Below are 22,259 nucleotides of genomic sequence, written 5' to 3' on the forward strand. Positions count from 1 at the left end.
CGTGCGCACGTGACAGCACTCAACCAACGTCCACGATCGGTGGCGAGTCCGGCGGAAATGGACACGACATGGGCGACGTGGTGGCTCTACGCATACATGCCGGACGCAGGCAGGCACTCCTGCGTAACAGAGGAAACCCTGCGCGTCTTCTTCGCGAGGCCCGCCCATGCCGTACTTCGCCCCGGCAATGGCAGCAACCCTGCCGGCGCTCATCTCGCATGCGCTCGCCTCACGGCCGCTTCCTGCAGCACGGGAAAGCCTCGATGAGCGCGCCCGGCGCCTGGCCTGGAACGACCCGCCTGAGTTTCCTGACGATTTGCGGGACTGGGAAGGGCAGTGGGCACCGTGGTGGCTGCCGATTGTCGCGTTCGACGGCGCCGTTCTCTTCGCTGACCTTCGGGCGGCGGCCCCGGATGGCAGCGTCCCGGTGCATGTCTGGTCCAAAGTGCCGGACGCTGTGTTTGACACGCTCGCCCCGAGCGTCGCTGACGTCGTCAACGGGTGGGCCCAGGGTATCGAGCAGGGATACTTCCGCTATTCCGTCGCGATCGGGCGATGGGACGTACCCGGTTGGGTTCCGCCGGAGCTGCGGCCCTACACCTGACCGATCTCGACCGGGCTGCCCGCAACGGCGATGTCGCCGCTGCGGACCAGTTCGCGGATGGCGCTCGTCATCGCGCTGATGCCCGGAGCCGGGACGATCAGTTGATCGGACGCCCAGAAGTAGGCGCCGTGCGCGGTCTCGCCCGTCTTGCGCCACCTCTCGAGCAGCCGGCGAACCTCGTCGACGGTGATGATCGTCAGCGACCAGGAGGAGCCGTCGGTCAGGTCGACGATGACGTCGATGTTGGCCACAGTTTCCTCGGTGTCCGCCGCGGGGTCGAGGAGGAACCGCGCCTTGAAAGCCGGCTCTGTCACCACGAGGTACGGGTCAGTGTGTGTCATGCCGTCAGGGGTTGCGGTGGAGGCGGCGGAGGGCAAGGGCGAGCTGTACGCGTAGGCGGCCGTGGGGTTCGCGGACGCTCCAGGACAGTAGGTGCTCGGCCTGGACTACTCGGTCTTGCAGCGTCGAGTGGTGGACGCGCAGGGTTGTGGCTGCTGCTCTCAGGCTGGTGGTTGTGGTGACCGCGTGGAGGGTCTGCAACAGCCACGGTGCTGCGGCCGCGGCGTGGTCCAAGGCCTGCACGTCGGGCACGGCGCCTGGGTCGGGGACCGTTGCCAGGGCGGCGAGTGCGCCCAGCTCCGCGTAGCTCACCACCTGCGGGCCTGGGTCTTCCTCGGTGCCCGCGGCCGTGAAGCGCAGCGCCGTCCTCGCGGCGACGTGTGAGGCCGGGAGGTCCAGCACCGGCACCGTGGGGCCGATTCCTGCCCTCCCGGATGTGGGCTCGTCCCCATTGATGAATACACCTTCGGGCCGGACCAGCACGTACGCCGTGGTTTCCGCGGGCAGGCCGAGGTGCCGGGCCGCGAGCAGCCGGGCGTCGGCCGGTCCCGAAGCGTCGATGAGCAGCTCGACCAGGGCTGTCGAGTCTGCCGCCGGCGCACGGCCCCGGGTGCGGTCGAGGACCGTACGCGCGGCGGAGACTGCCCGTTCCAGCACCATCGCGTCGACGGGGCCGGGTGGGCCGGTGCGTTCCAGCCGTACCGTCACGCTGCCCGCGGCCAGATGGGGCCAGGCCGCGTCGAAAGCTTGCGGAGCGGGTGACGAGACGCCGTCGGGCAGGACGCGGATGTGGACCCGGCGGGCTTCGTCGTCGAGGCGGGCCGGGCAGTCGGCCAGCACCGCGGCGCCGCGCACGATGCTCTGCAGCCCGGCGCCCGCCTCGATCAGGCCGTCGAAATACGCGATCACCCGGAGCGCGGCGCCTGCGTCCTCGTCCAGGGCGGCGAGCCGGACGGCCAGGTCTCTCATGACGAGAGGCTAGGCGTTGAAGAGGCGGTTGAGCCAGTGCAGTCGGGCCTCGCGGGCGTCCTGGGAGATGGCTGCGGTGGGGACCATGAGGTCGAAGCCGTGGAAGCCGCCGGGCCAGACATGCAACTCGGCACGGCCGCCGGATTGCCAGATGCGGCTTGCGTACGCGACGTCTTCGTCTCGGAAGGTTTCGGCGCTGCCGGCGTCGATGTAGGCCGGGGGGAGGTTCGACAGGTCGGTAGCGCGGGCGGGGGCGGCGTACTGGGAGACGTCCGGGCCTCCTGCCGCGTCGCCGAGCAGCGCGCCCCAGCCGGTCTGGTTCGAGGTCCGGTCCCAGACGCCCAAGCCTGCCATCTGGATCGCGGAGGGGGTGTTGTTGCGGTCGTCGAGCATCGGGTAGATCAGCATCTGGCCGAGCAGGGCGGGGCCGCCGCGGTCGCGGGACAGCAGGGCGAGGGCCGCTGCCAGGCCGCCGCCTGCGCTGGCGCCCGCCACGATCAGGCGGTCCGGGTCGTAGCCCAGGTCGGCGGCGTGAGCGGCGGTCCAGACGAGGCCCGCGTACGAGTCCTCGACCGGGCCGGGGTGTGGGGTTTCCGGGGCCAGGCGATATTCCACCGAGACGACGACCAGGCCGAAGCGTTCCGCCCAGTCGAGCATCTCGCCGATGCCGGAGCGGTTGTCGCCGACGATCATGCCGCCGCCGTGGGTGTGGTAGACGCAGCCCAGCGTTCCGGTCGCCTGGGTGGGGCGGCAGATCAGCAGGGAGATGTCCGGGGCGCCGTCGGGGCCGGGGACGGTGCGGTCCTCGATCGTGAACCTGCCGTCACGGGTCAGGTCCACGTCGGCGAGCTGGGCGAGCGCGCCGCCGCCCTGGCGCATGAGGGGAATCAGCTCCGGGGTCACGGAGGAGGGCATCTGGTCGGCGACGGCGTTCAGGGCCGCAGCGAGCTCCGGGTCGAACGGGGGCGGTGGGGCCTGGGTGGTGGTCATGGGTCGCCTCCACTGTTAACGCGCGATCACCGGCGTGTGATCGGCGTCATCAGCATGGCGGGTCGGGGTGGCCCGATCGAGCGCCACACGGCGGGAACTACCCGCCAATTGGCGGGCGGCGGAGGGCGAGAGTCAGGACCAGGACACCCAGGGCGGCTTCGATGAGGTACGGGACCGGGGTGAGGGTCCAGGTGATGATCTGTTGTGAGCCGGGTACGACAGGCGCGCCGACGATGACGAGTGGCTCGGCGATCAGCAGCAGGCCCGTGACCACGGCGGCGGCCTTGGTCGGATCGGCGAACCGGCCTCGCAACCAGGCTCCGAAGGCGCCGAGCAGTGGGCCGCTGAGCAGGCCCGAGAACAGCCAGCGGCGGTTCGCGCTCAGGACGTGGGCCAGGTGGTCGCGGAGGCCGACCAGTTGCTCGTCGGTGATGACCGCGACGACCAGGTAGAAGCCGAGCAGGGCCGTGACCGTGGCGGCGAGGCCGAGGACTGCTCCTCGGCGCAGTGACGGTGTGTGAAGGCCGGATAGCAGGGCTACCAGGAGCCAGGGGGTGCTCAGGTTGCCGATGGTGTCGCGTACGCCGTGGTGGTGGCCCTTGATCAGGGCGGCGAGCATGCCGAAGGCGAGCGCTGCCCCGAGCATTGTCAGTGTGCGTCGGACGGGTGGCCGGGGGCTGCGCATGATGAGAAATCTTAGGGGTGGCGGATCCCACCCGGACGTGGGCGGCTCGTGGCTCGCCGGGGGCGGCTACCGTCCGTATAGTCGGATCAGTGGCAGATGGCAGCGATGGCCCGAAAGAAGCCTGTGGCGTCTTCGGAGTTCGCGACCCCCAGCAACCGGCAGCTCACCTCACCTATCTAGGCCTGTTCGCGCTGCAGCATCGCGGCCAGGAATCGGCCGGCATCGCGGTCAGTGACGGCGACAAGATCATGATCGACAAGGACATGGGCCTGGTCGCGACGATCTTCGACGAGCATCGGCTGCAGGCCCTGCCCGGCACGCTGGCGATCGGTCACACCCGATACGCCACCACCGGTGCCAGCGCCTGGCGCAACGCCCAGCCCGTCGCCCGGCACGCCGGTGACGTGTTCTTCGCGCTCGGTCACAACGGCAACCTCGTCAACACCATCGAGCTCGCTGTCGGTCACCCCGACGCTGACGCCGACAGTGACAGCGATGTCGTGGCCGCCCTGGTCGCCGACGCGCTACTGGCCGACGCCATCGCCACCGCAGCCGGCAAAACCGCGGCCAACAAAGCCGCCGCCGGCGACATCGGCAGCACCGGCCACGACGCCGGCGTCGCCGAGAAGCCGGGCAACGGTGACCTGATCGCGGCGCTGACCAGTGTGTTGCCGCGGTTGCAGGGGGCGTATTCGTTCGTCGTCATGGACGAGACCCGGCTGATCGGTGCGCGCGACCCGAACGGGTTCCGGCCGTTGTTCCTGGGCCGGTGCGAGACCGGTGGCTGGGTGCTCGCCTCGGAGACGCCGGCGCTCGACGTCGTCAGTGCGAAGGTCGTCCGGGAGATCGACCCGGGTGAAATGGTTGTGATCGACGACGACGGGGTGCACAGCATCCAGTTCGCGGAGCCGGCGCGTAAGGCGCTGTGCTCGTTCGAGTTCGTCTACATCGCCCGCCCGGACGGCAAGCTCGCCGGTGTCGGGGTGCACGCGGCACGCCGCCGGATGGGGCGCGCGCTGGCGCGGCAGTCACCGGTCGACGCCGACATGGTCATGCCGATCCCGGACTCGTCGATCCCGGGCGCGCAGGGTTACGCCGCGGAGTCCGGCATCGAGTACGGCGACGGCCTCATCAAGAACCGCTACATCGGCCGGACGTTCATCGCGCCGAACCAGCAGCTGCGTGAGAACGCCGTCCGGATCAAGTTCAACGCGATCGAGGACAACGTCGCGGGCAAGAAGCTCGTCGTCGTCGAGGACTCCATCGTGCGGGCGACCACGCTGCGCTCCACGATGAAGCTCCTGCGTGACGCCGGCGCCGCGGAGATCCACCTGCGGGTGCTGTCCGCGCCGTACCGGTGGTCCTGCTTCTACGGCCTGGACACCTCCGACCGCAGCAAGCTCGTCGCCGCCACCATGAGCGTCGAGCAGATCCGCGAGCACCTCGGCGCGGACTCGCTCGCCTACCTCGAACTCGACGAGATGCTCACCGCGATCTCCCCCGAGCCGGGCGGTTTCTGCACCGCGTGCATGACGGGCGACTACCCCGTCCCGGTCCCCGGCTTGGTCGTCTAAGGGTCCCCGGCCCGGCGGGTTAAAGGGTCCCAGCCCGGCGGGTTAAGAGGTCCCAGCCCGGCGGGCTAGGAGGCCCAGCCCGGCGGGCTAGGAGGTCCAGTCCGGCGGGTCGGCGGCGTGCAGGGCCGTGTCGTCGACGGCGAACGTCCGGACCGGGCCGGGCGGGGTGAGCGGCCCCTCGAAACGGACCGTTACCCGCCCCAGCCCGCTGCCCCACACCCAGCCCGCGCCGTACTCGTCATGCCGCACATCCTGCCCCGGCCGCCACGTGGCCGTCGCGAGCTCAGCCGAGGGTGACGGTGCCAGCGCCGATGCCGATGCCGGCGTGTCCGAAGCTTCCGGACCAGGCTCTTCGACGACGTCGTCAGGAACCACGAGCGAACTGAAAAGATCATCCTGTGCGTACGCCGTGAGCGTCGACACCCCCACGCCGAGCAACCGGATCCCCGCGGACGTGTTGACCTCGGACAGCAGCCGCCGGGCGTAATCGGCCACCAGCTGCGGATCGTCGGTGGGCTGGTCCCGGGTGAGTGACCGGGTGATCGTCGTGAAGTCGTAGTGCCGGATCTTGACCGTCACCGTTCGCCCGGAGAGGCCGGCGGCGCGCAGCCGTTCGCCGACGCGCCGGGCGAGCAGGTCGAGCTCGTGGTGCAGCCGGGCGCGGTCGGTGAGGTCGACGTCGAACGTCTCCTCGGCGGACACGGATTTTGTCTCCCGGTCGGTGACCACGCGGCGGTCGTCGTCGGCGCGTGCCAGCCGGTAGAGCCCGGCGCCGTGCGCCTGACCGAACCATTCGAGCAGGTCACCGAGCTCGACAGCGGCCAGGTGACCGATCGTCTGGACCCCGGCGCGCCGCAGCCGTTCCTGCGCCGCCGGCCCGACTCCGGGCAGGGATCCGACCGGCATCGGGCTCAGCACCGTCCGCTCGTCGCCGGCCGGCACGACCGTGAGCCCGTCCGGCTTGTTGAGCTCCGAGCCGATCTTCGCGACGAGCTTCGACGACGCCACTCCGACCGATGCGGTGACCCCGCCGGTCGCCGCCGCCACGTCGGCCTTCAGCTTGCGGGCGATCGCGGTCACGGCCTCCGGTGACAGGTCATGGTCGCCGCCGGCGGCGAGGTCGACGTACGCCTCATCGATCGACACCTGCTCGACCATCGGTGACAGCTCCGCGAGCACCCCCATGAACACCTGGCTGGTCCTGCGGTAGGCAGCGAACCGGGGAGCGAGGAACGCGGTCCCCGACGGGCAGCGGCGCCGCGCCTCCGAGGTCGGCATCGCGGACCGGGCACCGTAGGCGCGGGCCTCGTACGAAGCGGTCGCGACGACACCCCGGCCCGCCACTCCCCCGACGATGACCGGCCTGCCCCGCAACGACACCTTGTCCCGCTGCTCGACCGCCGCGAACATCGCATCCAGGTCGACGTGCAGGATGCTCGGCTCGCGCCTCAACCCCCGCACCCCCGCTTCCGGTCCCGCGGAAATGATATCCCCACGACCGAAAGCCCCCGTCCCACAGATGCGCCCGAGGCTCCAGGGGTGAGGGCGTCGAATCTCGCCGGCCGGATGCGCCGGGACCGTACGCGCCGGGTGGCATCCGGAGCCGTGGTGGTGCTGGCCGTCGCGGGCATTCTCTCGGCGCTCGCGCCGCCGTTGCGAGGGCGGCTCGATCCGCTGCTGGACGTGCTCCCGCTCGGGGTTCCGCTGGGCGCGCAGACCGTGCTGATCCCGGTCTCGGTGGCGTTGTTGCTGCTCGCGCGGGGTTTGCGGCTCGGGGTGCGGCAGGCTGGGCCTCAACTTCGCCGTCCTGCGGGAGATCGTCGCCGGGGAACGCGCCGGCCGGATCGCCGAGGCCGGCCGAGGCCGAGGGGATCACCGAGGTCCGGGTGGGCGCACCCGACCTGGGCATACCCGGGGCGGCCACGTATGTCTACCTGCCACCCGGCTACCGGGGCGGCTCGGGCCCGCGGTACCCGGTCGTGTACCTCTTCCACGGCACACCCGGGCGCGCGGCCGACTGGTTCGCCGCCGGGAACGCCGCCCGGGCCCTCGACGTTCTGATCACCCGCCGGCTCGTCCCGCCGATGATCGCGGTGGCGCCGGACCTCAACGGCGGCGGCCTGCACGACACCGAGTGCCTGGACGACCCGGCCGGCGGGAGGCAGGTGGAGACGTACCTGCGCACCCGGCTCGTACCGTGGGTCGACGGTCACTACGACACCGATCCGGAGCCGGCGGCGCGTCTCCTCGCGGGCATGTCCGCCGGTGGGTTCTGCGCGCTCGACCAGGGGCTGCGCCACCGCGACACGTACAGGCCGATCATCTCGATCCTGCCGTTCGGCGACCCGGGCGGCGACTGGCGGGAACGCCTCGGCCCGCAGCGGTTCGCCGCGGTCTCCCCCAGCAGCTATCTGCCCGCGATCACGCTGCCCGGGCCTGACCCGGTCTTCCTCTGTACCGGCGAGGAGACGTCACGCGCCGAGCGGGACGGCATCGACGCGCTGCAGGCCCAGTTGACCGCACGCGGCGAACCCGTCGCGCGCCACGACGTGGGCGACGGCCACTCCTGGCGTACCGCGCGGATCTGCCTGCCCTATGGCCTGGTCTTCGCCGCGCGCTACCTGCCGCAGTGATGACCGGCAATCGCCTGATCGCGTAGTTTGGACCCTTTTCTCACGGGCAGATCTGCCGCAGCACTTTCCCCGCCCCCGGAAAGGAATTGCCGTGCTGACCCAGAACGACATCTTCCAGCTCAGCGACGCGACCGTGTACGACTTCGACGGCGACAAGATCGGCTCCGTCGGGCAGGTCTTCCTGGACGCCCGCACCGGAGACCCGGAATGGGTGACCGTCAGGACCGGCCTGTTCGGCACGAAGGAGACGTTCGTGCCGCTGCAGCGCGCCAGCGTGGACGGCGACCGCCTCACCGTCCCGGTGGACAAGGCCACCGTCAAGGACGCCCCGCGGATCGACGCGGACAGCGCCCTGACGTTCGCCGAGGAGAAGGAGCTCTACGAGTACTACGGCTCCCCCGCTCTCGCTCCGGGTGCCACGCGTGCCCGCCTGCGCAAGCACGTGATGACCGAGGAGCAGCCGGGCAGCCGCCACTGAGCCGTCGATGAGGAGCCGGCACCCGTGGAGGGTGCCGGCTTCCCGCGTCAGCCGCCCTTCTGGCCCGGGCAGTTGATCGCGGCCGGCACCGTGATGACGGTGCTGCCCGCGCCGACGGTCACCTGGGTGACGCCCACGCCGTCGGTCACGCCGCCCTCGGGGTGGACCCAGACGTTGTGCAGGTCCGTGAAGCCCGCACCGGTGCCGTCCGTGACGAAGGTGCTCGTGCCGGAGAAGACGCCGATGCCGGTCGCGGCGTACGACGTGCCGGGCAGGCCACCCGCAACCGTGACCCGCACGTGCGCGCCGAGGTCGTCGCAGTAGACGCCGAGGTACTGCTCCGCGGTGACCGTGCCGATGGGCGACTGCACCGTGTCCGCCGAGGCGGCCGCCGGAGCCACGAAGATCGCCGCGAGGGCCGCACCGCCCGCGGCGAGACCGAGGGCGGTTCGATGTCTGATCATGAGTGATCCTCCCCGTTTACCGGCTTTCCCATATTTTGGGGTGCCGAGTGACGCAACGCGCACTCTAGTAAGGCGGGACAAACGTCTATGCCACTCCCACGCGGAGGTCCGGGGGTCCTGACGGGCCCCTGGCTCGCGGGGGCGCTGGTTCGGCGGCGTGACCAGCGGGATCGTCAACCGCATGACCCCACAGCGCGTTCTGGTGACCGGCGGTTCCGGCTTCATCGCCGGTCACTGCATCCTTCAACTTCTCGAGCAGGGCTATCTGGTACGCACGACCGTGCGCTCCCTCGACCGCGAAGCCACCGTACGGTCGGTGCTCACCGACGCCGGCATGGTCAACGGTGCCGCGCTGAGTTTCGTGGCCGCCGACCTGATGAGCGACGCCGGCTGGGCCGAGGCGGTCGCCGGGTGTGACTTCGTCCTGCACGTGGCGTCCCCGGTGCACCTGCAGAACGTGAGGAACGAGGACGACGTCATCGCCCCCGCCCGCAACGGCACCCTGCGTGTCCTGCGCGCCGCCCGCGACGCCGGTGTGAGACGGGTCGTGCTCACGTCGGCCTTCCACGCCGTCGGGTACGGGCATCCCCGCTCCGGCCACACGTTCACCGAGGACGACTGGACCGTGCTACAGGGGCCGGGCGTGGATGCGTACGGCAGGAGCAAGACCCTCGCTGAGCGTGCCGCCTGGGATTTCGTCACCACCGAGAGTGACGCCCCGGAGCTCGCCACGATCCTGCCCGTCGCGGTGATGGGCCCGGTCATGGGCAGGGAGATCTCCGGGGCGAACCACATCGTCCAGCGCAGCCTCGACCGGGAGATGCCCGGCTACCCAGACCTCTACATCCCGATCGTCGACGTCCGCGACGTCGCCGCCGCGCACCTGCTCGCCATGACCACGCCGGGCGCCGCCGGTCAGCGCTTCCTGGTCTCGAGCGGAGCGCCGATCCCGCTGCGGCAGATCGGCGCGATCCTGCGGGACAACCTCGGCGACGCCGCCAGTAACGTGCCGACCCGCTCCATCCCCGACGTGTTCGTGCGGGCCGCCGCGATCTTCGTCCAGGAGTTCCGCGCGTTCGTCCCCGATCTCGGTTTCGCCAAGAAGATCTCGAACGACAAGGCCCGCCGGGTGCTGGGCCTGCGACCACGCACCAGCGAGGAGGCCGTGCTCGCCACCGCGACGAGCCTCATCGCCAAGGGACTGGTCAAGCGTCCCTGACGTAGAGGATCCCGTCGACGCGCGACAGGCCGGCCGGGTCCAGCGGGGCGTAGCCGTACCAGGGGGAGACGCGGGGTACGGGTTTGCCACCGGCGAAGTCGCGAGGGTCCACGACAGCCCGGTCCAGCATCCCTTCCACGGTGTCCGAGGGTGGGGCTTCCACGCCGTGGTCGCGCAGGGTGCCGATAGCGGTGGCCAGGAACGCGTAGTCGTCGCCGGCCAGGGCGCCGGCGCTCCACCACTCGATCCGCTGCCCGCCCATGTTCATGCTGCTCCTGTCGCGCTGCAGGTGACTGTTGTGGGCGTAGACCAGCGTGGGGCCGCGCTCGGCGAGGGCGCGCAGGTTGCCGGCCATCATCAGGTCCCGCAGGGCGCAGATCCGAGCGATGCGGCCCGGGGACGGGTCGGCCATCGCGAAGTGATAGCGCAGCAGGCCGGCGGCGGTCCGGGCGTGCAGGCGCGCCCGCTCCCACTCGTCCGGCGTTGACGCCGCGATCAGGTGCGGTGCCTGCATGTCGAGCAGGGCCACCAGGTCGTCGGCGAGGATCCGCAGCTCACGGGCCTGCGGTGTGCGCCCCGCAGACTGCGCCGGGTCGCGTATCGCCGCAGGGTTGGTCCACCCGTCGTCGGCACCGAGCAGGCCGGCGAGCGTCTCCGCCGTGCAGGGCAGCAGGGCGGCGTCGACCCGGCCCGCGAGGTAGGTGTGCAGGGCGGTCAATGCCTGGCGGGGGCTTGCCGCGGCCGTGATCTCCAGCGGCCCGTCGAACCCGGCGAAGCGCACCCGGCCGGACGCGGGCCGGGCCTCGTTGTGGTCGCGCATCCAGGACACGAGGGCGCGGTTGCCCGCGTACGCGCCCCACTCGTGACTGAAGCCCCGGGCCATCACCTCGTCGAGGGTGCCCGTGCCGGAGGTGACGTAGTCGTCGACGATCAGGCCCATCAGGCAGTCGCTCTCCAGGGCGATCGTCCGGTACTCCTCCTGCTCGACGAGGTCGCGGAAGAGCTCGTTGCGCGCCGTGAGCAGAACCTCCGAGCCGTGGGTGGGCTCGCCCACGGCCAGCAGGCGCGGCCGGGCTCCGAGCAGGGCCATGACGGAATCTTTGTTGCCAGCTGTCATGCCTTAAACGCTATCGTTGAACTCTCCATTTAAACTTTCTGGCGACTTTGCCTGCATGGCGGGGGTAAACCTTCAAATGGCAGGTCAACTCAGGCCGATTGATCTGGCGCGACGGCACGGGCTGTCCACCCAGGCGGTACGCAACTACGAGGCGGACGGCATCCTCCCGGCGGCCGGGCGCACCGAGCACGGCTACCGCACCTACACACCGCGGCACGAGCAGGCCCTGCACGCGTTCCTCGCGCTGATCCCCGGGCACGGCCACCAGCGCGCCGCGGTGATCATGCAGGCGGTCAACCGGGACGCCATCGGGGACGCGTTACGGCTCATCGACGAGAGTCACGCCCAGTTACTCGACGACCGTCACACCCTGCTGGCGGTCGAGGCAGCGCTGCGTGACCTCGAGCCCGCCCCGCAGCCGGCCTGCGACATGTTCGTCGGCACGCTGGCGAGACGTCTCGGCATCCGCCCGGCCACGCTGCGCAAGTGGGAGCATGCCGGCCTGGTCCAGCCACAGCGCGACCCGCGGACCGGCTATCGGATCTACACCGCGGCAGATGTACGCGACGCGCTGCTCGCCCATCAGCTCAGGCGCGGTGGCTACCCGCTGGACCGGATCGCCCCGGTGATCGCCCAGGTCCGCTCGGCGGGCGGCGTCGCACCGCTGGCCGCCATGCTGCACGACTGGCACGCCCGCCTCACCGCGAGAAGCCGTGCCATGCTCACCGGGGCGGCGGCGCTGGACGCTCTCCTCGCAGCGGGCCCCGGATGACCTACCATGCGGTCCTGAGCCGAGCAGCTACAATAGGGGAAGCTCAACGTCATGTAGGCGAAAGCCAGATGGCCTCTCCGCGGGCGGATCCGCTCGCGACGCCCACGAGACCATCTCGGGAGTAGCGCACATGCCAGCAACCACCACCTCCACCAAGACCAGCGCCGCGAAGGCCACCGCGACGAAGACCAAGGCCGCCGCGACGAAGACCCGGGCAAAGGCCGATCCCGCCAAGGCCGATCCCGCCACCGCCGCTCCGGCCGAGGACGCCGCCGTCGAGGCCGAGGACGGGTTCGCCTGGGACGAGCAGGAGTCGGTAGCGCTGGCCCAGGCCCGTGCGGAGGCGCAGACCACGGCCTCCACCGACACCGTGCGGGCCTATCTGCGCCAGATCGGCCGGGTCGCGCTGCTCAGCGCCGACGAGGAGGTCACCCTCGCGAAACGCATCGAGGCGGGCCTCTACGCCACCGAGCTGCTGCGCGAGGCCGACGGCAGCTTCGACCGCGAGCGCACCCGCGACCTGATGTGGGTCACCCGGGACGGCGAACGCGCACGTCACCACCTGCTCGAGGCCAACCTGCGCCTCGTCGTGTCGCTGGCCAAGCGTTACACCGGCCGCGGCATGGCGTTCCTGGACCTCATCCAGGAGGGCAACCTGGGCCTCATCCGCGCGGTCGAGAAGTTCGACTACACCAAGGGCTTCAAGTTCTCCACGTACGCCACCTGGTGGATCCGCCAGGCCATCAGCCGGGCCATGGCCGACCAGGCCCGCACCATCCGCATCCCGGTGCACATGGTGGAGGTCATCAACAAGCTCGGCCGCATACAGCGTGAGCTGCTGCAGAGCCTGGGCCGCGAGCCCACCCCGGAGGAGCTCGCCAAGGAGATGGACATCACCCCGGACAAGGTGCTGGAGGTCCAGCAGTACGCCCGGGAGCCCATCTCTCTCGACCAGGGTGTCGGCACCGACGGCGACGCCCTCTTCGGTGACTTCATCGAGGATAGCGAGGCCGTCGTCGCGCTCGAAGCGGTGAGCTTCACGCTGCTGCAGGACCAGCTCGAGTCCGTGCTCGCGACGCTCACCGAGCGCGAGGCCGGCGTGGTGCGCCTGCGTTACGGCTTCAAGGACGGCAAGGCCTGGACGCTCGACGAGATCGGCCAGGTCTACGGCGTCACCCGGGAACGCATCCGGCAGATCGAGTCGAAGACGATGTCGAAGCTGCGGCACCCGGCGCGCTCGCAGCTCCTCCGCGACTACCTCTCCTGACGCTTACTTGGCTCTCCTGACGCTTACTTGGCCTCACGCCGGAGCCGGCGTGCTTCGCGCTTCTCGTCGAAGCGGGTGGCCTGGGTGTTGAGGTCACGCATCTGCGTGGCCAGCTCCTCGCGGGCCTTCTCACCCTCGGGGCCGAGGTTCGTGCGGTCCCAGACGTTCCACTGGCGCAGCACGGGCGCGAGCACGTCGTCGTGGTGCTGGCGCAGGTCGTAGATACCGGCCAGCGCGATCGAGAGCGCCTTGCGGCCGAAGCCCTCGATGTTGGCGCCGGGCATCTCGAAGTTGGCGACCACGTCCGTCACGGCACGCATGGCCTGGTCCGGCGCCAGTTCGAACGCTGCCGCGAGCAGGTCCCGGTAGAAGACCATGTGCAGGTTCTCGTCCGCGGCGACGCGGGCCAGCAGCTGATTGGCGATCGGGTCATTCGTGGCCGTACCCGTGTTGCGGTGGGAGATCCGGGTGGCCAGCTCCTGGAACGCGACGTACGCGACCGACTGCAGGATCTCGTCGTCGTGCGCGTTGGCGTACCCGGCTTCCATGTGTGACATCCGGGCCCGCTCCAGCGCGACCGGGTCCACGGCCCGGCTCACCGTCAGGTAGTCGCGGATCGCGATGCCGTGCCGGCCCTCCTCGGCCGTCCACCGGTGCACCCAGGTCCCCCAGGCGCCGTCCCGGCCGAACAGCGTCGCGATCTCATGGTGGTACGACGGCAGGTTGTCCTCGGTGAGCAGGTTCACGATCAGGGCGGTCCGGGCGACCTCGGGCAGCGTCGAGTCGTCGTCGCGCCACGGCTCGCCGCCGAGCAGCCCGTCGAAGGTGCGCCCGTCGCTCCACGGCACGTACTCGTGGGGGAACCACTCCTTGGCCAGCGACAGATGCCGGTTCAGGTTGGTCTCCACCACCGGCTCCAGCTCGATGAGCAGCGCCTTCTGATCCATGGACATGCGACTTCCTCCCTGTGGTCCCCCGGCGAGATTCCGGATCGCGCAACGCCGGGAACCCTCTGCCGAACCCGGTAGAAGGAGTCCGGAGGACTTTCTGTTGTTCGCTGCGTATCCTACGAGCCGCTGATGTGCCTCGCTCCTGCGCACCGGATGATGCGCCGCGACAGGGATGGACAGGGAGAACCGGGTCATGGGCAGTGCTGAGCGGGGGACGCCGCCCGGTGATGAAGTGTTCGCCGGTGACGGCGGGGTCGGCCGCGACCTCGCCGCCGTGGCGTGGGAGTCGACCCCGCTGGGTGCGCCGCAGAGCTGGCCGCAGAGTCTGCGCACCGCCGTCGACATCCTGCTGTCGTCGCGTTTCCCCATGTGGATGGCCTGGGGCCCGGAGCTGACGTTCTTCTGCAACGCCGCCTACCGGCGCGACACGCTGGGCGACAAGTACCCGTGGGCGCTGGGCCGGCCGGCGAGCGAGGTGTGGGCGGAGATCTGGGGCGACATCGGTCCGCGCATCGAGACGGTGCTGTCGACCGGCGAGGCCACCTGGGACGAGGCCCTGCTGCTGTTCCTGGAGCGGTCGGGGTACACCGAGGAGAGCTACCACACGTTCTCCTACAGCCCGTTACGCAACGATGACGGCTCCCCGATCGGCATGCTGTGCGTAGTCAGCGAGGAGACCGATCGGGTGATCGGTGAGCGGCGGATGACCACGCTGCGTGACCTCGGGTCCGATCCGAGCTCGATCCGCACGGAACAGCAGATGCTCGCCGCCGCCGGTGCCCAGCTGGCCCACAACCTGCGTGACCTGCCGTTCACCCTGACGTACCTGTTCGACGGCCCGAACGCCCGGCTGGCGGCGTCGACCGGGATCACGACCGGGCACCCGGCGGCCCCGGCGGTGCTGGTCGCGGGCGACTCGCCGGTGTGGCCGCTGGCGGCCGCGACCCGGGGCGAGGCGGTGCTGGTCGAGCTGGACCCTTCTCTTGATCATTTGCCGACCGGTGATTGGGAGGAGCCGCCGACGCAGGCGTTGCTGGTGCCGTTGCTGCGGCAGGGCGCCGCACCGTACGGCTTCCTGGTCGCCGCGCTCAACCGCTACCGCGCGCTCGACAGCGGGTACCGCGGCTTCGTCGAGCTGACCGCCGGGCACCTCGCGGCGGGGGTAGCGAGCGCACGCAGCTACGAGGCCCAGCAGCGTCGCGCGGAGGAGCTCTCCGAGCTGGACCGCGCCAAGACGACGTTCTTCTCCAACATCAGCCACGAGTTCCGTACCCCGCTGACCCTGATCATGGGGCCGCTGGAGGACCTGCGCGCCCGGTCGGGCGAGGCCGATCCGCGCGTGCGCGAGGAACTCGACGTCATCCACCGCAACGGGCTGCGGCTGGGCAAACTCGTCAACGCCCTGCTCGACTTCTCCCGCATCGAGGCCGGCCGCATGCAGGCCCGCTACGAGCCGGTGGACCTGTCCGAGGCCACCGCCGAGCTCGCCAGCGTCTTCCGCTCCGCCGTCGAACGCGCCGGCCTGGGCTTCGAGGTCGACTGCCCGCCGCTGCCCCAGCCGGTGTACCTCGACCGCGGCATGTGGGAGAAGGTGATCCTCAACCTGCTCAGCAACGCGCTCAAGTTCACCTTCACCGGGAGTGTGCGCGTCGCCGTACAGTCCCTCGCCGGCCAGGCCGTCGTCACCGTGACCGACACCGGCATCGGCGTGCCGGAAAGCGAGATGCCGCGGCTGTTCGAGCGTTTCCACCGCATCGAGAACGCCCGCTCGCGCTCCAACGAGGGCAGCGGCATCGGGCTCGCGCTGGTCAAGGAGCTCGTCGAGATGCACGGCGGCACCATCACCGCCGACAGCACCGACGGCCTGGGCACCGCGTTCGTCATCCGGCTGCCGTTCGGCAGCGCCCACCTGCCGGCCGACGCGCTGAGCCCGGCCGGGAGCATGGCCGCCGTCTCCGCCACCGCCGACCCGTACGTCCAGGAGGCCATGCGCTGGCTCCCGGCCGGAGCCGGGGCCGAAGACGACGACCCGCAGGCGCAGCAGGCCGCCGACGACGCCCGGGCCGGGCACAAACCCGCCGACGTGCTGGTCGCCGATGACAACGCGGACATGCGGGACTACCTGACCAGGCTGCTGCGCTCGGCCGGGCACCGCGTGGTCGCCGTCGCGGACGGGCAGGACGCCCTGGACGCCGCCCGGGCCCGCAACCCCGACCTGATCGTCAGCGACGTCATGATGCCCCGGCTCGACGGGCTGCAGCTCGTGGCCGCCCTGCGCGGGGACACCCGCACAGCGAGCACACCCGTGCTGCTGCTCTCCGCACGCGCCGGGCAGGAGGCGTCCATCGAGGGCCTCGAGGCCGGTGCCGACGACTACCTCGTCAAGCCGTTCTCGTCGGCCGAGCTGCTGGCCCGCGTACGCGCCAATGTTGAACTCGCCCGCCTGCGCAACCACCACACCCGCTGGCGCACCGCCCTGATCGACTCGCTGCAGGAGGCGTTCTTCGTCTGCGACGCGGACGGCGCCGTCATCGAGATCAACTCCACGTTCACCGACATCCTCGGGTACGGCCCGGAAGGCCTGCCGTACGCCGCCGTGCACCCCTGGTGGCCCGACCGGGACGCCGACCCGGAGGGATTCCAGCAGGTCGAGGACTCGTTCGCGACGCTGCTCGAGGACACCCGGGGCACGTACACGATCCCGGTGAACCACAGCGACGGGCACCGGTTGTGGGTCGCCGCCGCGTTCAACCAGGTCATGGATCCGGACAGCGGCCGGCACGTCATCGTCGGCACGTTCCGCGACGTCACCGCCGAGCACTACGCCGTCCAGCGGGAGAGCGCCCTCGCCGCCGTCAGCGTCCTGCTCTCCCAGGCGGACAGCCTCACCGGCGCGCTGCAGAGCGTGCTGCCCGTACTCAAGGACCTCTGGCGGGCCACCGATGCGTGCGCGGTGGTCTTCGACGGCTCCCCCACCCCCGTGGTGACGGCCACCGGGCCGGACCAGACCTGGACAACCCTTCCCGAGGTACGCCGTGAGGCGGTCACCGCCGTGCGGGAGCAGCCGATGCTCGTCCCGGTGCCCGACCGGATGGCCGGAGCGGGCATCGCCCTGGAGCACCCGGACGGCACGATGGTCCTCTGGGTGGACCTGGCCGAGCAACGCCCGTTCACCGAGCAGGACCAGACCCTGCTCGCGCTGCTCGCCGGGCACATCGGCCAGGGCCTGCACCGCGTGCACCAGATCGACCAGCAACGCGAGACCGCGCTGGCCCTGCAACGCGCCATCCTCGGCCCGGCCGAGCTCCCCGCCGGCTTCGCCGTGCGCTACTCCCCCGCCACCCGCCCGCTGAAGGTCGGCGGCGACTGGTACGACACCGTCACCCTGCCCGACGGGCACATCGGCATCGTCGTCGGCGACTGCGTCGGCCACGGGCTGGAAGCGGCCACCGTCATGGGCCAGCTGCGCAGCGCCTGCCGGGCCCTGCTGCTGCAGAACATCGACCCCGCGCAGACGCTGACGGCGCTCGACCGGTTCGCCGCCCAGCTGCCCGGTGCGATGTGCGCCACCGTCTTCTGCGGGATCCTCGACCCGGCCACCGGCGAGCTGAAGTACTCCAGCGCCGGGCACCCGCCCGCGGTCGTCACCCACTCCGACGGCAACGCCGACCTGCTCGACCAGGGGCGGTCCCGGCCGCTCGGGGTCCGGTCGAGCGCGGAACGGCCCGAGGCGCTCTACACCGTCCCGGCCCGGGCCACCCTGCTGCTCTACACCGACGGGCTGGTCGAACGCCGCCGCCAGCCGCTCACCACCGGCATCGACCGCGCCGCCGCCGCCGTGCAGGACGGGCGTGCGGCCCCGCTCGAGGACCTCGCCACCGATCTGATGGACACCATGGCCCCGGCCGATGGCTACGACGACGACGTCGCGCTGCTGCTCTATCGCCAGCCCGGCCCCTTGGAGCTCGAGTTCGCGGCGGAGGCCACGCGGCTGGCACCCGTACGCACAGCATTGCGGGGCTGGCTCGAACGCTGCGGCGTCGACACCATCACCGCCCAGAACGTCCTCGTCGCCGCCGGGGAGGCGTGCGCCAACGCGATCGAGCACGGCCACCGTCACGCCCGGGCCGGTCGCATCCTCCTGCAGGCAGCCGCCACCGCCGATGATCTGCACCTCACGATCACCGACAGCGGCGACTGGAAGACCCCCCAGCCCGCCGCCAACCCCCACCGGGGACGCGGACTGACCCTGATGAGAGCGCTGATGAGCGAAGTGACCATCACGACCGGCGCCGCCGGCACCATCGTCGGCCTGCAAGCGAGGATCTCCCGATGAGCACCGACCTGACGTTCACCACCGGCCGGCACCCGGACGGCGCCGTCGTGCTCGCCGCGCGCGGGGAGATCGACATGAGCAACGCGGCCGCGTTCGCCGCGGCTCTGAACGAGGCGTACGAGCAGGACCGGAACGGCACGATGGTCGTGGACCTCACCGCGGTGGAGTACCTCGACAGTGCGGGCCTGTCCGCGCTGTTCCCGCACGTCGACCATGTACGGCTGATCGTGACGCCGCTGCTGGCTCCCGTACTCACCGTCGTCGGCCTTTCCGACCTGACCACCGTCGCGGGATGAACTCTCAGTCGCATCGCTGGGTAAACTTGAACTATTCCAGAAAAGCGAATATGTTCTTGGCGTGACGTCCGACTTCGAGGCGCAGCTGCGAGCCGTCTCGTTGCGCGTGACCCGGCCCCGGCTGGCAGTGCTCACCGCGCTGCGCGACCACCCGCACATCGACACCGACACGACGATCGCACTGGTCCGCGCCGAACACCCGGCGATCTCCCATCAGGCGGTGTATGACGTACTACGGGCCCTCACCGATACCGGCCTGGTGCGACGCATCCAGCCCACCGGTGCGACCGCCCGCTACGAGTCCCGGGTGGGAGACAACCACCACCACGTCGTGTGCCGTTCCTGCGGTGCGATCGCCGATGTCGAGTGCGCCGCCGGCCACGCCCCCTGCCTCACCGCCTCGAACGATCAGGGTTTTGTGATCGACGAGGCGGAGGTCGTCTACTGGGGCACGTGCCCCGGTTGCGCGACCGGAAACATCGTCCAGCAATCCGCAAGGCCGGAAGGAAACAGATGAGCGACACCCAGGAGAACGGGCCCGCCAGCGCGCAAGGCGGGGCCGCCGGCGGCTGCCCGGTCGACCACAGCTCCCTGACCGCGGACAGCAACTCCGCGTCCGCGCAGGGCAGTTCCGCGCCCGCGGACGGCAACTCCGTGACCGCGCACGGCAGCGAGAGCGAGAACCCGGCGATCGACTCGCCGACGCCGAAGACCGGCGGGCGCCCGCACACCAACCGCGACTGGTGGCCCAACCAGCTCGACCTCTCCGTGCTGCACGCCCACTCGTCGAAGGGCAACCCGCTCGGCGCGGACTTCAGCTACGCCGCGGCGTTCGCCAAGCTCGACGTCGAGGCCCTCAAGCGCGACATCACCGAGGTTCTCACCAGCTCGCAGGAGTGGTGGCCCGCCGACTTCGGCCACTACGGCGGCCTGATGATCCGGATGAGCTGGCACGCCGCGGGCACGTACCGCATCCAGGACGGCCGCGGTGGCGCCGGCGACGGTGGCCAGCGGTTCGCCCCGCTGAACAGCTGGCCCGACAACGCCAACCTCGACAAGGCCCGCCGCCTGTTGTGGCCGGTCAAGGCGAAGTACGGCCAGCAGATCTCGTGGGCCGACCTGCTCGTGCTCGGTGGCAACGTCGCGCTGGAGTCCATGGGCTTCAAGACCTTCGGCTTCGGCTTCGGCCGGCAGGACGTCTGGGAGCCCGAGGAGATCATCTGGGGCCCCGAGGACACCTGGCTCGGCGACGAGCGGTACGTCTCGGACGACAAGATGGCGGAAGACGTCGGCGCGACCGAGATGGGCCTCATCTACGTCAACCCCGAAGGCCCCCGCGGCAGCGGTGACTTCCGGGCAGCGGCCCACTTCATCCGGGAGACCTTCGCCCGGATGGCGATGAACGACGAGGAGACCGTCGCGCTGATCGCCGGCGGCCACACCTTCGGCAAGACCCACGGCGCGGGCAACGCCGACGGCCATGTGGGCCCGGAGCCCGAAGGCGCCGACCTGGAGACGCAGGGTCTCGGCTGGCTGAGCACCCACGGCAGCGGCAAGGGTGCCGACACGATCACGAGCGGTCTCGAGGTCACCTGGACCGACAAGCCGACGCAGTGGAGCAACCGCTTCTTCGAGATCCTCTTCGGGTACGAGTGGGAGCTCTCCACCAGCCCCGGTGGCGCCAAGCAGTGGGTCGCCAAGGACGCCGAGGCGATCATCCCGGACGCGTACGACGCGTCGAAGAAGCACCTGCCGACGATGCTCACCACCGACCTGTCGCTGCGCTTCGACCCGGCGTACGAGAAGATCTCGCGCCGCTTCCTGGAGCACCCCGACGCGTTCGCGCTCGCCTTCGCCAAGGCCTGGTACAAGCTCCTGCACCGCGACATGGGCCCGGTCAGCCGCTTCCTCGGCCCCTGGGTCGCCGAGCCGCAGCTCTGGCAGGATCCGGTGCCGGCCGTCGACCACGATCTCGTGAGCGACGCCGACGTCACCGCACTCAAGGCCACGGTCCTCGACTCCGGCCTCACCACCGCCCAGCTGGTCTCCACCGCCTGGGCCTCGGCGGCCAGCTTCCGCTCCACCGACAAGCGCGGCGGCGCCAACGGTGCCCGCATCCGCCTCGAGCCGCAGCGCAGCTGGGCCGTCAACCAGCCCGAGCAGCTCGCCACGGTCCTCGGCACCCTCGAGGGCATCCAGCAGGAGTTCAACGCCGCCGGCGGCGCCAAGATCTCCCTCGCCGACCTCATCGTGCTGGCCGGTTCCGCCGCCGTCGAGAAGGCCGCGCAGGACGCCGGCGTCAAGGTCACCGTCCCGTTCCACGCGGGCCGCACCGACGCCACCCAGGAGCAGACCGACGTCGAGTCGTTCCGCGTCCTCGAGCCCCGCGCCGACGGCTTCCGCAACTACCTGCGCGACGGCGAGAAGACCCAGCCGGAGACGCTGCTGCTCGACCGGGCGTACATGCTCAACCTCACCGCCCCCGAGATGACCGTCCTCATCGGCGGCCTGCGCACCCTCGGCACCAACGTCGACGGCGCCACCCACGGCGTCCTCACCGACAAGCCGGGCGTACTCACCAACGACTTCTTCGCCAACCTGCTCTCCCCCGGCACCCGCTGGAAGGCGTCGCAGTCTGACGAGCACGTCTACGAGATCCGCGACCTCAGCACCGACGAGGTCAAGTGGACCGCCACCGCGGTCGACCTCATCTTCGGCTCCAACTCCCAGCTGCGCGCCCTCGCCGAGGTCTACGCCAGCAACGATGCCCGCGACAAGTTCGTCACCGACTTCGTCGCCGCGTGGGTGAAGGTCATGGAGCTCGACCGCTTCGACCTCGCCTGATCCGACCCCGTCCAGCCCGGCCGATCACTCTTGATCGGCCGGGCTGTTTCTTTCCCGGTCAGACTTCCTCGGTCCATGGGCCTTCCTCGGTCACGGGCCTTCCTCGGTCAGGGCTTGTCCGGTCAGGGCTTCTCCGGCCAGGGTTTGTCCGGTCAGGGTCGGAAAGACGCTGATCGGTTCGTGGTCGATGAATGTCGCCACCAGGAAGTCCACGATTCCCGCGCCGAAGAGATGCCATCCGTCGCTGCGCGCCTCATCGACGGCGAGCGTCCACGCGTCCGGGTCATCCGGTGGCCGAGCCACCCAGTAGACGGTGTTCCCGTTGTCGGTCCCGGCCACCGGAAGCAACAGGTGCGGATCGACTGGCAGCTCGGGCGTGCCGACCTCGTCCCACTCCAGCCAGAATTCGATCTTGTCCGCGGCGATCTGCCACTGCGTGCGCAACTCGACATAGTCATATGGCGAGGCAGGCAGGAAGACCGACAGGAAATCGGCGAACCTGGCGTATCCGTATGTCTGCACGAAACGCTTGTAGTCGGCCGGTAGCTGCCGCCCCAGCGACCTCTCGACCGCGGGCCAGTCGACGGCGGGGAGCGGTGCGCGCGGCGGCGGGAATGCTTCGGTGAGACGTTGCCATGAGGTCGCTGCCATGCGCATCCCGTCGTTGATTTCGCGATCATAGCCTCGCCCGGCGCGTCGGCTTGCGATGCTGTTCGAACATA

General features: G+C 70.5%; 19 protein-coding genes and 1 pseudogene. 11 read left to right on the forward strand and 9 right to left on the reverse strand.

What is annotated here, in order from left to right; genetic code table 11:
• The first annotated feature begins 166 nt into the window (after positions 1-166).
• The gene (locus tag Ahu01nite_RS49695) at positions 167-604 is read left to right on the forward strand and encodes a hypothetical protein (protein WP_203843791.1); all 438 of its coding nucleotides are present in this window, start codon (positions 167-169) and stop codon (positions 602-604) included.
• Here Ahu01nite_RS49695 and Ahu01nite_RS49700 read toward each other — a convergent pair.
• The 4 genes from Ahu01nite_RS49700 to Ahu01nite_RS49715 all read right to left on the reverse strand — a co-directional run bounded on the left by Ahu01nite_RS49700 (position 595) and on the right by Ahu01nite_RS49715 (position 3,587).
• Positions 595-945, reverse strand: coding sequence for a hypothetical protein (locus Ahu01nite_RS49700; RefSeq protein ID WP_203843792.1), 351 nt, complete (start codon positions 943-945; stop codon positions 595-597). The genes Ahu01nite_RS49695 and Ahu01nite_RS49700 overlap by 10 nt on opposite strands.
• 4 nt (positions 946-949) lie before the next feature.
• Positions 950-1,912, reverse strand: coding sequence for a helix-turn-helix domain-containing protein (locus tag Ahu01nite_RS49705; RefSeq protein ID WP_203843793.1), 963 nt, complete (start codon positions 1,910-1,912; stop codon positions 950-952).
• Between the two features lie 9 nt (positions 1,913-1,921).
• Complete coding sequence (locus Ahu01nite_RS49710) at positions 1,922-2,902, reverse strand: alpha/beta hydrolase (protein WP_203843794.1); 981 nt, start codon at positions 2,900-2,902, stop codon at positions 1,922-1,924.
• Positions 2,903-2,999: 97 nt separating this feature from the next.
• Positions 3,000-3,587: a DUF6518 family protein gene (locus Ahu01nite_RS49715; protein ID WP_203843795.1), complete on the reverse strand. Its 588-nt coding sequence runs from the start codon at positions 3,585-3,587 to the stop codon at positions 3,000-3,002.
• Between the two features lie 89 nt (positions 3,588-3,676).
• Here Ahu01nite_RS49715 and purF point away from each other — a divergent pair, with 89 nt between their 5' ends.
• Positions 3,677-5,161 (forward strand): amidophosphoribosyltransferase, encoded by a 1,485-nt coding sequence (purF, locus tag Ahu01nite_RS49720; RefSeq protein ID WP_239159800.1) that lies wholly within the window; start codon positions 3,677-3,679, stop codon positions 5,159-5,161.
• An 87-nt stretch (positions 5,162-5,248) separates the two neighbouring features.
• Here the strand turns inward: purF and Ahu01nite_RS49725 are convergent, their stop codons facing one another.
• Positions 5,249-6,613, reverse strand: coding sequence for a DNA polymerase IV (locus Ahu01nite_RS49725; protein ID WP_203843796.1), 1,365 nt, complete (start codon positions 6,611-6,613; stop codon positions 5,249-5,251).
• A 434-nt stretch (positions 6,614-7,047) separates the two neighbouring features.
• Between Ahu01nite_RS49725 and Ahu01nite_RS49730 the strand changes: the two genes are divergently transcribed.
• Both Ahu01nite_RS49730 and Ahu01nite_RS49735 read left to right on the forward strand, forming a co-directional pair.
• On the forward strand, positions 7,048-7,794 hold the full coding sequence (locus Ahu01nite_RS49730; protein WP_203843797.1) for an alpha/beta hydrolase: 747 nt from the start codon (positions 7,048-7,050) through the stop codon (positions 7,792-7,794).
• A 91-nt stretch (positions 7,795-7,885) separates the two neighbouring features.
• The gene (locus Ahu01nite_RS49735; protein ID WP_203843798.1) at positions 7,886-8,272 is read left to right on the forward strand and encodes a PRC-barrel domain-containing protein; all 387 of its coding nucleotides are present in this window, start codon (positions 7,886-7,888) and stop codon (positions 8,270-8,272) included.
• Positions 8,273-8,319: 47 nt separating this feature from the next.
• Here the strand turns inward: Ahu01nite_RS49735 and Ahu01nite_RS49740 are convergent, their stop codons facing one another.
• Complete coding sequence (locus tag Ahu01nite_RS49740) at positions 8,320-8,736, reverse strand: hypothetical protein (RefSeq protein ID WP_203843799.1); 417 nt, start codon at positions 8,734-8,736, stop codon at positions 8,320-8,322.
• Between the two features lie 181 nt (positions 8,737-8,917).
• On the opposite strand from Ahu01nite_RS49740, the gene Ahu01nite_RS49745 reads away from it, so the two are divergent.
• The gene (locus tag Ahu01nite_RS49745; protein ID WP_203843800.1) at positions 8,918-9,955 is read left to right on the forward strand and encodes an SDR family oxidoreductase; all 1,038 of its coding nucleotides are present in this window, start codon (positions 8,918-8,920) and stop codon (positions 9,953-9,955) included.
• On the opposite strand, the gene Ahu01nite_RS49750 is transcribed toward Ahu01nite_RS49745, so the two are convergent.
• On the reverse strand, positions 9,942-11,072 hold the full coding sequence (locus Ahu01nite_RS49750; RefSeq protein ID WP_239159801.1) for an erythromycin esterase family protein: 1,131 nt from the start codon (positions 11,070-11,072) through the stop codon (positions 9,942-9,944). The genes Ahu01nite_RS49745 and Ahu01nite_RS49750 overlap by 14 nt on opposite strands.
• A 76-nt stretch (positions 11,073-11,148) precedes the next feature.
• On the opposite strand from Ahu01nite_RS49750, the gene Ahu01nite_RS49755 reads away from it, so the two are divergent.
• Together Ahu01nite_RS49755 and Ahu01nite_RS49760 are read left to right on the forward strand one after the other, a co-directional pair.
• Positions 11,149-11,844 carry a TioE family transcriptional regulator gene (locus Ahu01nite_RS49755; RefSeq protein WP_203843801.1) on the forward strand — a complete coding sequence of 232 codons (696 nt, stop codon included), beginning with the start codon at positions 11,149-11,151 and terminating at the stop codon, positions 11,842-11,844.
• Positions 11,762-13,111: pseudogene (locus Ahu01nite_RS49760) on the forward strand (RNA polymerase sigma factor); the annotation flags it as partial. The gene Ahu01nite_RS49755 and the pseudogene Ahu01nite_RS49760, both read left to right, overlap by 83 nt.
• A gap of 23 nt (positions 13,112-13,134) precedes the next feature.
• Here Ahu01nite_RS49760 and Ahu01nite_RS49765 read toward each other — a convergent pair.
• On the reverse strand, positions 13,135-14,064 hold the full coding sequence (locus Ahu01nite_RS49765) for an acyl-ACP desaturase (protein ID WP_203843802.1): 930 nt from the start codon (positions 14,062-14,064) through the stop codon (positions 13,135-13,137).
• Positions 14,065-14,254: 190 nt separating this feature from the next.
• On the opposite strand from Ahu01nite_RS49765, the gene Ahu01nite_RS49770 reads away from it, so the two are divergent.
• The 4 genes from Ahu01nite_RS49770 (at position 14,255) to katG (ending at position 21,537) form a co-directional block, all read left to right on the forward strand.
• Entirely contained in the window at positions 14,255-18,397 is a 4,143-nt protein-coding gene (locus Ahu01nite_RS49770; RefSeq protein ID WP_203843803.1) for a SpoIIE family protein phosphatase, read from the forward strand.
• Positions 18,394-18,693, forward strand: a complete 300-nt coding sequence (locus Ahu01nite_RS49775; protein WP_203843804.1) for an STAS domain-containing protein — start codon at positions 18,394-18,396, stop codon at positions 18,691-18,693. The genes Ahu01nite_RS49770 and Ahu01nite_RS49775 overlap by 4 nt, the downstream gene beginning before the upstream one ends.
• Positions 18,694-18,754: 61 nt before the next feature.
• On the forward strand, positions 18,755-19,210 hold the full coding sequence (locus Ahu01nite_RS49780; protein WP_203843805.1) for a Fur family transcriptional regulator: 456 nt from the start codon (positions 18,755-18,757) through the stop codon (positions 19,208-19,210).
• Entirely contained in the window at positions 19,207-21,537 is a 2,331-nt protein-coding gene (gene katG, locus Ahu01nite_RS49785; protein ID WP_203843806.1) for a catalase/peroxidase HPI, read from the forward strand. The genes Ahu01nite_RS49780 and katG overlap by 4 nt, the downstream gene beginning before the upstream one ends.
• Positions 21,538-21,627: 90 nt before the next feature.
• On the opposite strand, the gene Ahu01nite_RS49790 is transcribed toward katG, so the two are convergent.
• Positions 21,628-22,259 (reverse strand): SMI1/KNR4 family protein (locus tag Ahu01nite_RS49790; RefSeq protein ID WP_203843807.1); only part of this gene is annotated, 632 nt, incomplete at its 5' end.

Source organism: Winogradskya humida (assembly GCF_016862215.1).
GTDB lineage: Bacteria > Actinomycetota > Actinomycetes > Mycobacteriales > Micromonosporaceae > Actinoplanes > Actinoplanes humidus.